The sequence below is a fragment of the Pseudonocardia sp. Cha107L01 genome (assembly GCF_052566575.1).
The window spans coordinates 5,984,643-5,996,610 of sequence record NZ_CP199579.1 but is presented as its reverse complement, the minus strand read 5'-3'; the positions used below and the strand labels follow the sequence as shown (position 1 = coordinate 5,996,610).

Sequence of the window (11,968 nt, the reverse complement as noted above, 5' to 3'; positions counted from 1 at the left end):
CCGCCGAAGAAGGTGCCCCGTGCAGCTGGTCCTGGACTCCGAGCAGCGCGAGCTGCGCTCCGCCGTCCGCAAGTTCCTGCTCGACCAGTCCCCGTCGGCGAAGGTCCGCGCCGCGATGGTCTCCGAGTCGGGGTACGACGCCGAGCTGTGGCGTCGCCTCGGCGCCGAGCTCGGGCTGATCGGGCTGGTCGTGCCGGAGGAGTACGGCGGCTCCGGGGCCGGCCACGTGGAGCGGTCGGTGGTGCTGGAGGAGCTGGGCCGCGTGCTGGTTCCCTCGCCGTTCCTGGCCACCGCGGTGCTCGCGGTGGACGCGCTGCTGGCTCTCGACGACGAGCCCGCGCGCGCCGAGCTGCTGCCCGCGCTGGCCGCCGGCGAGCGGATCGGCACCGCCGCGGTGGCCGAGGGCAGCGGCGACTGGGACCGCTCCGGCGGGACCACCACCGCCACCGAGCGGGACGGTCAGTGGGTGCTGGACGGGGTGAAGACGCTGGTGCTCGCCGGTGACATTGCCGACCTGGTGCTGGTCTACGCCGCCACCCCGGACGGCCCCGGCTGGTTCGCGGTGGACAGTCCGCCGGACAACCCCGCGGCGGGCCTAGAGCGCACCACGCTGACCGGCATCGACCCGACCCGGCGGCTGGCCCGGCTGCGCTTCGCCGCCACCCCGGCCCGCCCGCTGACCAGCGCGGACCCGGCCGCGGCGCTGGACCTGGTGGCCGACCTGGCCGCCGTCGCGCTGGCCGCCGAACAGCTCGGCGGGCTGGAGCGGGCCATGGAGGTGACCGTCGACTACGCCAAGGTCCGGGTGCAGTTCGGGCGCCCGATCGGCTCCTATCAGGCGGTGAAGCACGGCTGCGCGGACATGTACAGCGCGTGGGAGCACGGGGTCTCGGTGGTGCGCTACGCGGCCTGGGTCGCGGACCACAACCTGGCCGAGCTGCCGGTGGCCGCCGAGCTTGCGCAGGCCTACCTCGGTCCGGCCTACTTCGAGGTGGCGACCGGCATGGTGCAGTACCACGGCGGCATCGGCTACACCTGGGAGCACGACGCCCACCTGTACTACAAGCGGGCCAAGAGCTCAGAACTGCTGTTCGGCAGCCCGGCGCGGCACCGCGCCCGGCTCGCCGACCGGCTCGGCGTATAGGGGCGACGATGAGTGACGAGCAGGCGGCGCTGCTGTCCGAGCACGACAAGGCCACCGGGGTGCTCACGCTGACCCTGAACCGGCCGGCGCGCAAGAACGCGATCGACGGCCCGCTGTGGGACCTGCTGCACGGGGCGCTGTCCGAGGCGGGCCACGACCCGGAGGTGCGTGCCCTGGTTCTCACCGGTGCCGGTGGCGCGTTCTGTGCCGGCGCCGACCTCTCCGGCGGTGTCAAGGGCGGCCACCCACTGACCCGGATGCGCGGCATCAACGAGGTGGCACTACTGCTGCACGAGCTGGCCGTCCCGACGGTCGCCAAGGTGTCGGGCGTGGCGGTCGGAGCCGGCTGGAACCTGGCGCTGGGCTGTGACCTGGTGGTGGCGACCCCGGAGTCGCGGTTCTCCCAGATCTTCGCCAAGCGCGCCCTGTCGCTGGACTTCGGCGGCTCCTGGCTGCTGCCCAAGCTGGTCGGGCTGCAGCAGGCCAAGCGGCTCGCGCTGCTGGCCGAGATGATCGGCGCCGAGGAGGCCCGCTCACTCGGGTTGGTGACCTGGGTGGTCGAGGCCGGCGAGCTCGACGGCTTCGTCACCGACCTGGCCAACCGGCTCGCCGCGGGGCCGCCGGTGGCGCTGGCGCAGAGCAAGGCGCTGCTGAACGAGAACGCGGACCGCACCATGCGGGACGCGCTGGCCAGCGAGGCGCGTACCCAGACGATCAACTTCGCGACCACCGACACCCCGGCGGCGTTCCGGGCCTTCCTGGACAAGACCGAGGCCGCCTACACCGGCGAGTGGGGCGTCCCCTCAACCGACGACAAGTAGCAACCTCGGCGGTACCCCCGCGCGGCCCGCTCGTTTGAGATCAGGTAGGGCCGGCGGGCCCGGGGGATAGGTGATGGGCGATGGTCGGGCGCTGGCCCGCACACCTGCCGCTGCTGCGCGGCCTGCTGCCGGTGGACCGGTCCAGGCTGGTGCCCGAAGTGCTGGCCGGGCTGACCCTGGCGGCACTGGCCATCCCGGAGGTCCTCGGTTACGCCCGGATCGCCGGGATGCCGGTGGTCACCGGCCTCTACACGATGCTGCTGCCGCCGGTCGTGTTCGCCCTGCTCGGCTCGTCGCGGCACCTGGTCATCGGCGCCGACTCCGCGACCGCGGCGATCCTGGCCGCCGGTCTGACCGCGCTGGCGGTACCCGGCTCGCCCCGCTACGTGCAGCTGGCCGGGACCGCCGCGCTGCTGGTGGCGGTCCTGCTGGTGCTCGCCCGGGTCCTGCGGCTGGGCTTCCTGGCCAACTTCCTGTCCCGCACGGTGCTGGTCGGGTTCCTCACCGGCGTCGGCCTCCAGGTCGCGGTGAGCCAGCTCGGCCAGCTGCTCGGGGTGGCGGAGGTGGGCGGCTCCACGGTGACCCAGCTGCTGCACACCCTGCGTGAGCTGCCCTCGGCGCGGCCGGTCACCGTGGCGGTGTCGCTCGCGGTGGTCGCCGTGGTGCTCGGTACCCGGCTGGTGGCCAAGCGGGTACCGGGCGCGTTGCTCGCGGTGATCGGCGCGATCGGGGCCAGCCAGCTGCTCGGTCTGCCGGCGCTCGGGGTGGCGGTGCTGGGCCCGGTGCCGGCCGGCCGCCCGGGGTTCGGAGTGCCCGGGCTCTCCGTCGCCGACATCGGCGCGCTGCTGCCCATGGTGATCTCGATGGCGGTGGTGATCCTGGCGCAGAGCGCGGCCACCTCGCGGGCGTACGGGCTGCGCTACGGCGAGCCGGTGGACTCCGACGCCGACCTGGTCGGGCTGGCCGGGGCGAACCTGGCGGCCTCGGTCACCGGTGCGTTCGTGGTCAACGGCAGCCCGACGAAGACGCAGATGGTGGACAGCGCCGGCGGCTGCTCCCAGCTCGCACAGCTCAGCGCCTCCGTCGTGGTGCTGGTGGTGGTGCTGGTGTTGACCGGCCCGCTGGCCGGGCTACCGCTGGCCGCGCTCGCCGCGGTGGTGTTCCTGATCGGCGTCGAGCTCGTCGACGTGGCCGGGCTGCGCCGGATCTACGCGGTCCGTAGGACGGAGTTCGGGGTGGCGCTGCTGACCGCGGCCGCCGTGGTGTTCCTGGGCGTGGAGCAGGGCATCGTGCTGGCCATCGCGGTGTCGGTGGTGGACCACCTGCGGCACAGCTACCGCCCGCGCAGCAGCGTCCTGGCGAAGTCGCCGGCCGGGCACTGGCGCTCGCTGCCGGTGGCGCCGGGGGCCAGGACCGACGCGGGACTCGTCATCCACCGCTTCGGTACCAGCCTGTACTTCGCGAACGCATCCCGGCTGGTGGAGGACGTGAACACGCTGACGAGGTCCGGGCCGGCGGTGTCCTGGTACTGCCTGGACGGCGCCGCGATCGGCGACGTGGACTACTCCGCCGCGCTGGTGCTGGGCACCGTGCTGGAGAACCTGCGCGGCGGCGGGGTCCGGGTGGTGTTCTCCAACATCATCGATCCGGTGCACGCCCAGCTGGACCGCTACGGGCTGGCCGCGACGATCGGCGCGGACTGCTTCTACGAGACCGCCGGTGAGGCGTTGGACGCGTACCGGTCGGCCCGCCCGCCGGGCACCCGCTAGTCGCGAGGGCGCCCGGCGGGTCGGTCCCGCGGTCAGGATGAGCGGTCAGGTTGTGCGGGCGGAGCGGTGCAGTGCGAGGTCGGCGGGGCTGAACCGGTCCGCCGCGGTGCGGGCCTGGTGCCAGTGCGGGTAGATCAGCTCGGGCGCGCTGACCGCGTCCAGCTGCTCGATCTCCTCGGCGCCGAGGACCAGGTCGGCGGCGGCAAGGTTGTCGGCCAGCTGCGAGTCCTTGCGCGCCCCGATCACCAGGCTGCTCACCGCCGGCCTGGTCAGCAGGTAGGCCAGCGCCACCTGTGCGGCCGAGACGCCGTGCCCGTCGGCGACCTTGACCAGCACCTCGATGGTGTCGTAGAGCTTCTCCTCGTTGCGCACCGGCGGCTCGTCCCAGTCGCTGACGTGGCGGCCCTCGGCGGTCGCCAGGCCGCGCCGGTACTTGCCGGAGAGCAGGCCACCGGCAAGCGGGCTCCACACCAGCACCCCGAGGCCCTGGTCCACCGACAGCGGCACCTGCTCGTACTCGGCGTCGCGGCTCTCCAGCGAGTAGTAGATCTGGTTGCTGACGAACCGCTGATAGCCGTGCGCGTCGGACACCGCGAGCGCCTTCATCAACTGCCAGCCGGTGTAGTTCGAGACCCCGAGGTAGCGGACCTTGCCCTCGCGCACCAGCGAGTCCAGGGTCTCCAGCGTCTCCTCCAGCGGGGTCTGGCCGTCCCACTCGTGCACGTGGTAGATGTCGATGTGCTCGACGCCCAACCGGCGCAGGCTCGCCTCCACCTGGGTGCGGATGTGCTGGCGGGACAGGCCGGCGTCGTTCGGGCCGTCACCCATCGGCATCCGGACCTTGGTGGAGAGCAGCAGCTGGTCCCGCCGCCCCTCGATCGCCTTGCCGACGATCTCCTCGGACAACCCGGCCGAGTACACGTTCGCGGTGTCCAGCAGGTTCACTCCCGCGTCGAGACACATGTCGATCTGCCGTTTCGCGCCCGCGACGTCGGTGTCGCCCCACACCGAGAAGACCCCGGCTCCGCCGAACGTGGCGGTGCCCATCGTGAGTGCGGACACCCGCAGGCCGGATCGCCCGAGTTGGCGGTACTGCATGGACTGCCCCTTCCGGTCGAGCACTGATCGCTACCGGTTCCAGCCTGGCACGCCCGAGCGGGGCGCCTCGGGTTCAGGGCAGCGACTTCGACCACACGCTTTCCCGTTCGGGCCACGGCGGGCGGTGTGGCACCATGCCTGGTCGAGACGGGGTGGTCGGGGTGAAGGCACGCGCTCTGGTGTTCGACCTCTTCGGCGACTACCTGCGCGGGCGGGACGGCGCGGTGCGACTGCGCGGGCTGGTCGCCCTGATGGACTGCTTCGGCGTGCCGGAGAGCACGGTCCGGGTCGCGGTCACCAGGCTGCGCAAAGAAGGCTGGCTGACCAGTAGGCGGGACGGCCGGGAGACCACCTACCTGCTCACCGAGGACGCCTGGCGATTATTGGACGAGCGTCGGAGCCGGCTGTTCCACCGCGGCGGCGAGGCGTGGGACGGCCAGTGGCGGATGGCCATCTACTCGGTTCCGGAGAGCGAGCGCGCGCTGCGTGAACAGCTGCGCAAACAGTTGTCGTGGTTGGGCTTCGGGCCGCTGTCGTCGTCGGTCTGGGTGAGCCCGAGGGACACGTTGGAGCAGTTGCGGGCGCACGCCGAGCACCAGCCGGCCATCCGGCTCGACATCTTCCACACCGAGTCGGAGGGCCGCGCCGCCGACCTGGACATCGCGGCCCGCGCCTGGGACCTCACCGCGCTGGACCGCGGCTACGCCAGGCTGCTCGACCACTACCGCCCACTGCTGCCCGGCTACCGGGCCGGCACGCTGACCGAGCGGGACGCGCTGGTCGAGCGCATGCGGTTGCTGCACGACTACCGGATGTACCCGCTGCGCGACCCCGACCTGCCGGCCGAGCTGCTGCCCGCCGGATGGCCCGGCCCGGCGTCGCACCAGGTGTTCCTGGAGGCACACGAGCTGCTGCGGGTACCCGCCGAGGCCTGGGTGGACCAGCTGCTCGGCGCCACCGCCGGCTCGCCCGTCTAGGGAGTGGACAGTGCCAGCACCCGGATCTCACGAACCGCCCGCCCCGGACGTCTACCCGGTGTGATGGTGAGACCGTTCGAGGAGATCGTGGCCGAGCACGGGCCGGCGGTGCTGCGCGTCTGCCGGGCCGTAGTGGGCCCGGTCGACGCGGAGGACGCCTGGTCGGAGACGTTCCTGGCGGCGCTGCGGGCGTATCCGGAGCTGGCGGCGGACGCCAACGTGGAAGCCTGGCTGGTCACGATCGCGCACCGCAAGGCGATCGACCTGACCCGCGCGAGAGCGCGGCGCCCGACCGCGGTCGGGGACCTGCCCGAGCATCCGAGCTCGACCGAGCGACCCGAGGACTGGGACGGCGACCTGTGGGCGGCCCTGCGCGACCTGCCGACCAAGCAGCGCGCCTCGGTCGCCTACCACTACCTGGCCGGGCTGCCGTACCGGGAGATCGCCACGATCACCGGGGGCACCGAGGACGCCGCGCGCCGGGCCGCCGCCGACGGCATCAAGAAACTGCGGGCCGGTTACCTGCCCGCCCTGAGCACCGAGGGAGTGAAATGATGATGACCGCATTCGAGCCCGGCGCCGACGACACCTCCGCTCTGTTCGCCGCGCTGTCCACCGATGAGGGGCAGGCGCTGGCCCGGCTGCACGCCCGGCTGGCCGACGCCGCCGAGCGGGACGGCGTGCTGGACGTCGGCTACCGGACCCTGGACACCCCGGTCGGCACGCTGCTGCTGGCCGCGACCGGGCAGGGCCTGGTGCGGGTGGCGTTCCAGAGCCAGGACCACGACGCCGTGCTGGCCGGCCTGAGCACCGCGGTCAGCCCGCGCATCCTGCGGTCCCCGGCCCGCCTCGACGAGGTGTGCCGCCAGCTCGAGCAGTACTTCGCCGGGCAGCGCACCGCGTTCGACGTGCCGTTGGACCTGCGCCTGTCCACCGGGTTCCGCCGTGGCGTGCTCGCGCACCTGCCGGAGATCGCGTACGGCCGCACCGCGAGCTACGCGCAGGTGGCGGTGGCCGCGGGCAGCCCGAAGGCGGTCCGCGCGGTCGGCACCGCGTGCGCCACGAACCCGTTGCCGCTGGTGCTGCCGTGCCACCGGGTGATCCGTTCCGACGGCACCCTCGGTCAGTACGCCGGCGGGGCGGCGGCCAAGCAGGCGCTGCTGCGGCTGGAGACGGCCGCATGAGCGCCCGCACCGAGTACCTCGCGGGACCCGGCGGCCACTTCGCCGACCGGGTGGCCTCGGCCGACTGGGCCGGCGTCACCGAGGAGGTCAACGAGTACGGCTGCGCGCTGCTGCCGACCCTGCTGACCCCGGACGAGTGCGCCGAGCTGGCCGCACGCTACGACGACGAGGGCCAGTTCCGCTCCACCATCAACATGGCCCGGTACCGGTTCGGTGAGGGGGAGTACCGCTACTTCGACACACCGTTCCCCGAACCGGTACGGCTGCTCCGCGAGGCGCTCTACCCGCGGCTGCTGCCGATCGCGCGGGACTGGTACCGGAAGCTGGGCCGCGAGCCGGAGTGGCCGGACACCCTGGCCGAGTGGCTGGAGACCTGTCACCGGGCCGGCCAGCGCCGACCCACGCCGATCCTGCTGCGCTACCGCGCCGGGGACTGGAACGCGCTGCACCGCGACCTGTACGGCGACAAGGTCTTCCCGCTCCAGGTGGTGATCAACCTCAACGATCCCGGCACCGACCACACCGGCGGCGAGTTCCTGCTGGTGGAGCAGCGGCCCAGGGCCCAGTCCCGGGGCACGTCGGTGCTCATCCCACAGGGCCGGGGGCTGGTGTTCACCACGCGGGACCGGCCGGTCCGCTCGGCGCGCGGCTGGTCCGCCGCCCCGATGCGGCACGGCGTCTCGGTGCTGCGGTCCGGGGAGCGGCACACCCTCGGGCTGGTCTTCCACGACGCCACCTGAGCTGGTGTACGCGCTGCTGGACGGGCGCGGGGTGGCGTACCTCAGCGCCACCCCCGGCGCCTGGGGCGGCCACCGGCGGAGCCGGATCTACGGCCGGCTGGACTGCCGCTCCGCGCTGCGTGCACTGGCCCGGGGCGGCTACGCCCGGCACCGGGTGTTCTTCGCCGACGAGGCCACCGCGGTCGCCGCCGGCTACCGGCCGTGCGCGGTCTGCCTGCCGGCGCGGTACCGGGCCTGGAAGGCTGGCGGTCCGTCGCGGCTCCCGGTCACATCCGAGGGGCCGGGTTCGTCAGTGCTGTGACCGTCGGTGTTGGGACGGCCAGTGTTGGGACGGCCAGTGTTGGGACGGCCAGTGTTGGGACGGCGACGAGGCGGAGGGTGTGGCTGTGGTGGAACAGGACTGGTTGGCCGAGCAGTTCGAGTCCAGCCGCGGGCACCTGCGCGCGGTGGCCTACCGGATGCTCGGTTCGCTCACGGAGGCCGAGGACGCGGTGCAGGAGGCCTGGCTGCGGCTGAGCCGCGCCGACACCAGTGAGGTACAGAACCTGGGCGGCTGGCTGACCACGGTGGTCGGGCGGGTCTGTCTGGACATGTTGCGCAGCCGAGGGTCGCGGCGCGAGGAACTCCTGGACGGAGCACTGCCGGAGCCGATCGCTGGGGACCACCGCGTCGATCCGGTCGATCCGGAGCGGGAGGCGGTGCTGGCCGACTCGGTCGGGCTCGCGCTGCTGGTCGTGCTGGAGACCCTCGAGCCGGCCGAACGGCTCGCGTTCGTGCTGCACGACATGTTCGCGCTGCCCTTCGACGAGATCGCACCCATCGTGGGGCGCACGCCGACCGCGGCCCGCCAGCTCGCCAGCCGGGCCCGCCGCCGCGTCCAGGGGACGGCCGTGCCGGATCCCGACCTGGCCCGCCAGCGCGAGGTCGTGAACGCCTTCCTGGCCGCCTGTCGCGGGGGTGGCTTCGACGCGTTGCTCGCGGTGCTGGACCCGGACGCGGTGCTCCGGATCGACGCCTCGGCCGTGCCGGCCGGCGCCACCCGGCTGATTCGCGGCGCGCCCGCCGTCGCCAGGCAGGCCCTGCTGTTCTCCCGGCGGGCCCGCTTCACCCAGCCCGCGTTGGTCAACGGGTCCGTGGGCATGGTGGTGGCTCCGCGCGGGCGGCTGCTGCTCGCGCTGGGCCTCACCATCGCGGACGGGAAGATCACCGAGATCGACATCATCGCGGATCCCGAGCGCCTGGACCAGCTCGACCTCGCGGTCCTCGTCGACTGAGCGAGGCTGGCACTGAGCGAGGCTGGCACAGACCGAGGCTGGCACTGAGCGAGGCTGGCACAGACCGGCTGCGCGCCGCACAGACGGTGCAACCTCTGCGCGGGTGACGCCAGGTCTGTGTCGTCGACGTGGTCAGGCCGGTTCGGTCGGCTCGGCGAGCCGCTCCACCAGCCGGGCCAGCGCGGGCAGTGCGGACCGGACCGCGGCCTGGTCGGCGGCGCCGAGCTCGGCCAGTGCGGCGCCGAGCCGGCGCTGGTGGGCCAGCTCCCACTCGTCCAGCTTGGCCAGGCCCGCCGGGGTGAGGGTGACGGCGGCGACCCTGCGGTCGGCCGGGTCGGGTCCCCGGCCGACCAGCCGCGCCTCGACGAGCTGCTGCACCAGGCCGCTGATGGTGTTCGGCGCGAGCTTGAGGCGGGTGGCGAGCTCGCCGATCCGGGCCGGCTCACGCTCACGCAGCGCGAGCAGCAGCTCCACCTGCGCCATCGGCAGCGACTCCCACGGATACTCGCCGCGGATGCTGGTCCGCAGCACCCGGCGCAGCCGCGTGACGACCTCGGTCAGCACCCCGGCGTCGGTGGCCGAGGTCCGGTCGGGGGAGGCTGCCACCATCCGGTCAGCATACTCTCAGGTGCGTCGGTGACCGACTATGTCGGTAACCGATATGATTGGGGCCGGCGTCGGAGGGAGCACGGGTCAGATGAACTTGGCGTACCTGCCGAGCCCACCGCGCGGTGTCTGGTACCTCGGGTTCGTACCGATCCGGGCCTACGCGCTGTGCATCCTGCTGGGCATCGTGGTCGCGATCATCTGGACCCGGCGCCGCTGGACCGCGCGCGGCGGCGTGGCCGACGACGTGCTCGACATCGCGGTGTGGGCGGTGCCGTTCGGCATCGTCGGTGGGCGGCTCTACCACGTGATCACCGACCCCGAGCTGTACTTCGCGGCCGGCCAGCAGCCGATCCGGGCGCTGTACATCTGGGACGGCGGACTGGGTATCTGGGGCGCGGTGGCGCTGGGCGCGGTCGGTGCCTGGATCGGCTGCCGGAAGAAGGGCGTGCGGCTGCTCGACTTCGCCGACGCGCTGGCGCCCGGGCTGCTCGTCGCGCAGGCGATCGGCCGCTGGGGCAACTACTTCAACCAGGAGCTCTACGGCCGCGCAACCACGTTGCCCTGGGCGCTGGAGATCGACCCGGCGCACCGCCCGCCGGGCACCCCGGACATCGGGCTCTACCACCCGACGTTCCTCTACGAGTGCCTCTGGGACCTCGCGGCCGCGGCCCTGCTGATCTGGGCGGAACGTCGGTTCCGACTGCGCCGGGGCAACCTGTTCGCGCTGTACGTGGCCGTGTACACGGTCGGCCGCGGTTGGATCGAGGCGCTGCGGGTCGACCACGCCAACCACTTCCTTGGCCTGCGGCTCAACGACTGGACCAGCCTGGTCGTGTTCCTGGTCGCCGTGGCGCTGCTGTGGGTACGCCAGCGCAAGGCCGCCTCGGACCCGGCCCTGACCGGCACCCCCGGACCGTGAGCACCGCGCCGGGCTGGTTGAGCGCACTCGGCAGGGAGCGCGCCCGACCGACCCGGCTGCGGGACTGGCCGCACGCCGGCTGGTTGGTGGTGGGCACGGTCTGCTTCGGGGCGTTCATGGGCCAGCTCGACGCCAGCATCGTGACGCTGACCTACCACCCGCTGCGCACCGCGTTCCACGCCTCGCTGGCCGAGGTGCAGTGGGTGTCGCTCGGGTACCTGCTGGCGCTGACCGCGCTGCTCATCCCGGTCGGTCGGCTCGCCGATGCGCACGGCCGCAAGCTGACCTACCTGTACGGCTTCGTCGTGTTCACCGCGGCCTCGGCGGCCTGCGGGCTGGCGCCGACGCTCGGCGCGCTGGTCGGGTTCCGGGTGCTGCAGGCGGTCGGGGCGTCGATGCTGCAGGCCAACAGCGTCGCACTGGTCACCACCAGCGCGCCCGCCGACCGGATGCGTGCCGCGCTGGGCGTGCAGGCCGCCGCGCAGGCACTCGGCCTGGCGCTGGGCCCCACCCTCGGCGGCCTGCTGGTGGCGACCCTGGGCTGGCGCTGGGTGTTCTGGATCAACGTCCCGGTCGGTGTGCTGGCGGTCGTCGCCGGGATCTACCTACTGCCCCGGACCCGGCACCGGGCGGCGGTCACCGGCCGCGACCTGCCCGGCACGCTGCTGCTGGCCGCCGCGTCCACCAGCCTGCTCCTCGGCCTCTCCGGGGTGGCTGGGCCGGGGGTGCCGCACTGGGTGGCGATCGCGCTGCTCGGGCTCGCGGTGGCGACGTCGATCGGGTTCGTCGCGCGGTTGCGGTGCGCCTCGGCGCCGCTGGTCGACCCCGCGCTGCTGCGCAACCGGGACGTGGCCGCCGGTCTGCTCGGCGCACTCGGCGGCTACCTGGTGCTGTTCGGCCCGCTGGTGCTGGTGCCGGTCACCTTCGCCGACGCGGGCCGGTCGCCGCTGCGTGCCGGGTTGGTGCTCACCGCGCTACCGGCGGGGTTCGCGCTGGCCGCGACGGTCGCGGACCGGCTGCTGCCGGATGGTTGGACCGAGCGGACGCGTGCCACCACAGGTGCCGCGTTGAGCGTGCTGGCGCTGGCCGGGCTGTTCGCGGTGCCGCCGGCGAGTACCTGGCTGATCGGCCCGCTGATCCTGCTCGGGGTGGCGCTCGGCCTGTTCACCCCGGCCAACAACACGCTGATCATGGCCGCGATCCCGGGTTCGACGGCGGCGACCGGCGGCGGGCTGGTCAACATGGCGCGCGGCCTCGGCACGGCGCTCGGCGTTGCGCTGGTGACCCTGGCGCTGACCGCCGGGGCCGGCATGCGGCCGCTCGACGGGCCGACGCTCGCGGTGCTGGTGCTCGCCGCGGCCGCACTCGTCACCCTCGGTTCCGCCCGGGCCCAGCGCGGTCGCGCACCGGGCGGTGCTTCGCCGTCCCGCTGA

Annotated in this window: 13 protein-coding genes; 11 read left to right on the top strand and 2 right to left on the bottom strand. The window is 73.4% G+C overall.

Translation table 11 applies throughout. The features are described from left to right. Positions 1–19 precede the first annotated feature (19 nt). The 3 genes from ACTXG6_RS28080 to ACTXG6_RS28070 all read left to right on the top strand — a co-directional run bounded on the left by ACTXG6_RS28080 (position 20) and on the right by ACTXG6_RS28070 (position 3,734). Positions 20–1,144: an acyl-CoA dehydrogenase family protein gene (locus ACTXG6_RS28080; RefSeq protein ID WP_445182393.1), complete on the top strand. Its 1,125-nt coding sequence runs from the start codon at positions 20–22 to the stop codon at positions 1,142–1,144. A gap of 8 nt (positions 1,145–1,152) precedes the next feature. After that, the gene (locus ACTXG6_RS28075; RefSeq protein ID WP_445182392.1) at positions 1,153–1,965 is read left to right on the top strand and encodes an enoyl-CoA hydratase/isomerase family protein; all 813 of its coding nucleotides are present in this window, start codon (positions 1,153–1,155) and stop codon (positions 1,963–1,965) included. A gap of 80 nt (positions 1,966–2,045) precedes the next feature. After that, positions 2,046–3,734 carry a SulP family inorganic anion transporter gene (locus ACTXG6_RS28070; protein WP_445182391.1) on the top strand — a complete coding sequence of 563 codons (1,689 nt, stop codon included), beginning with the start codon at positions 2,046–2,048 and terminating at the stop codon, positions 3,732–3,734. Between the two features lie 45 nt (positions 3,735–3,779). Here the strand turns inward: ACTXG6_RS28070 and ACTXG6_RS28065 are convergent, their stop codons facing one another. After that, on the bottom strand, positions 3,780–4,832 hold the full coding sequence (locus ACTXG6_RS28065; RefSeq protein ID WP_445182390.1) for an aldo/keto reductase: 1,053 nt from the start codon (positions 4,830–4,832) through the stop codon (positions 3,780–3,782). A 134-nt stretch (positions 4,833–4,966) separates the two neighbouring features. On the opposite strand from ACTXG6_RS28065, the gene ACTXG6_RS28060 reads away from it, so the two are divergent. The 6 genes from ACTXG6_RS28060 to ACTXG6_RS28035 all read left to right on the top strand — a co-directional run bounded on the left by ACTXG6_RS28060 (position 4,967) and on the right by ACTXG6_RS28035 (position 9,007). Next, entirely contained in the window at positions 4,967–5,809 is an 843-nt protein-coding gene (locus ACTXG6_RS28060; protein WP_445182389.1) for a PaaX family transcriptional regulator, read from the top strand. A gap of 60 nt (positions 5,810–5,869) precedes the next feature. Beyond that, positions 5,870–6,364, top strand: coding sequence for an RNA polymerase sigma factor (locus tag ACTXG6_RS28055; RefSeq protein WP_445182388.1), 495 nt, complete (start codon positions 5,870–5,872; stop codon positions 6,362–6,364). Next, entirely contained in the window at positions 6,364–6,993 is a 630-nt protein-coding gene (locus ACTXG6_RS28050) for a methylated-DNA--[protein]-cysteine S-methyltransferase (RefSeq protein WP_445182387.1), read from the top strand. Before ACTXG6_RS28055 ends, ACTXG6_RS28050 begins: the two co-directional genes overlap by 1 nt. Continuing rightward, positions 6,990–7,733, top strand: coding sequence for a 2OG-Fe(II) oxygenase (locus ACTXG6_RS28045; RefSeq protein WP_445182386.1), 744 nt, complete (start codon positions 6,990–6,992; stop codon positions 7,731–7,733). Before ACTXG6_RS28050 ends, ACTXG6_RS28045 begins: the two co-directional genes overlap by 4 nt. A gap of 4 nt (positions 7,734–7,737) precedes the next feature. Beyond that, positions 7,738–8,034, top strand: coding sequence for an Ada metal-binding domain-containing protein (locus ACTXG6_RS28040; protein ID WP_445182385.1), 297 nt, complete (start codon positions 7,738–7,740; stop codon positions 8,032–8,034). Positions 8,035–8,119: 85 nt separating this feature from the next. Beyond that, complete coding sequence (locus ACTXG6_RS28035; RefSeq protein ID WP_445182384.1) at positions 8,120–9,007, top strand: sigma-70 family RNA polymerase sigma factor; 888 nt, start codon at positions 8,120–8,122, stop codon at positions 9,005–9,007. 132 nt (positions 9,008–9,139) lie between these two features. Here ACTXG6_RS28035 and ACTXG6_RS28030 read toward each other — a convergent pair whose 3' ends face one another. Beyond that, positions 9,140–9,616 carry a MarR family winged helix-turn-helix transcriptional regulator gene (locus ACTXG6_RS28030; protein WP_445182383.1) on the bottom strand — a complete coding sequence of 159 codons (477 nt, stop codon included), beginning with the start codon at positions 9,614–9,616 and terminating at the stop codon, positions 9,140–9,142. Positions 9,617–9,704: 88 nt separating this feature from the next. On the opposite strand from ACTXG6_RS28030, the gene lgt reads away from it, so the two are divergent. After that, on the top strand, positions 9,705–10,535 hold the full coding sequence (gene lgt, locus ACTXG6_RS28025; protein ID WP_445182382.1) for a prolipoprotein diacylglyceryl transferase: 831 nt from the start codon (positions 9,705–9,707) through the stop codon (positions 10,533–10,535). Beyond that, positions 10,532–11,968: an MFS transporter gene (locus ACTXG6_RS28020; RefSeq protein WP_445182381.1), complete on the top strand. Its 1,437-nt coding sequence runs from the start codon at positions 10,532–10,534 to the stop codon at positions 11,966–11,968. Before lgt ends, ACTXG6_RS28020 begins: the two co-directional genes overlap by 4 nt.

What these genes read in the sequence shown, in the direction of transcription:
- ACTXG6_RS28050 (WP_445182387.1), top strand. Translation starts at nt 6,364, where the DNA reads ATGATGACCGCATTCGAGCCCGGCGCCGACGACACCTCCGCTCTGTTC.
- ACTXG6_RS28030 (WP_445182383.1), bottom strand. Translation starts at nt 9,616, where the DNA reads ATGGTGGCAGCCTCCCCCGACCGGACCTCGGCCACCGACGCCGGGGTG.
- ACTXG6_RS28060 (WP_445182389.1), top strand. Translation starts at nt 4,967, where the DNA reads ATGCCTGGTCGAGACGGGGTGGTCGGGGTGAAGGCACGCGCTCTGGTG.
- ACTXG6_RS28045 (WP_445182386.1), top strand. Translation starts at nt 6,990, where the DNA reads ATGAGCGCCCGCACCGAGTACCTCGCGGGACCCGGCGGCCACTTCGCC.
- ACTXG6_RS28065 (WP_445182390.1), bottom strand. Translation starts at nt 4,832, where the DNA reads ATGCAGTACCGCCAACTCGGGCGATCCGGCCTGCGGGTGTCCGCACTC.
- lgt (WP_445182382.1), top strand. Translation starts at nt 9,705, where the DNA reads ATGAACTTGGCGTACCTGCCGAGCCCACCGCGCGGTGTCTGGTACCTC.
- ACTXG6_RS28070 (WP_445182391.1), top strand. Translation starts at nt 2,046, where the DNA reads ATGGTCGGGCGCTGGCCCGCACACCTGCCGCTGCTGCGCGGCCTGCTG.
- ACTXG6_RS28075 (WP_445182392.1), top strand. Translation starts at nt 1,153, where the DNA reads ATGAGTGACGAGCAGGCGGCGCTGCTGTCCGAGCACGACAAGGCCACC.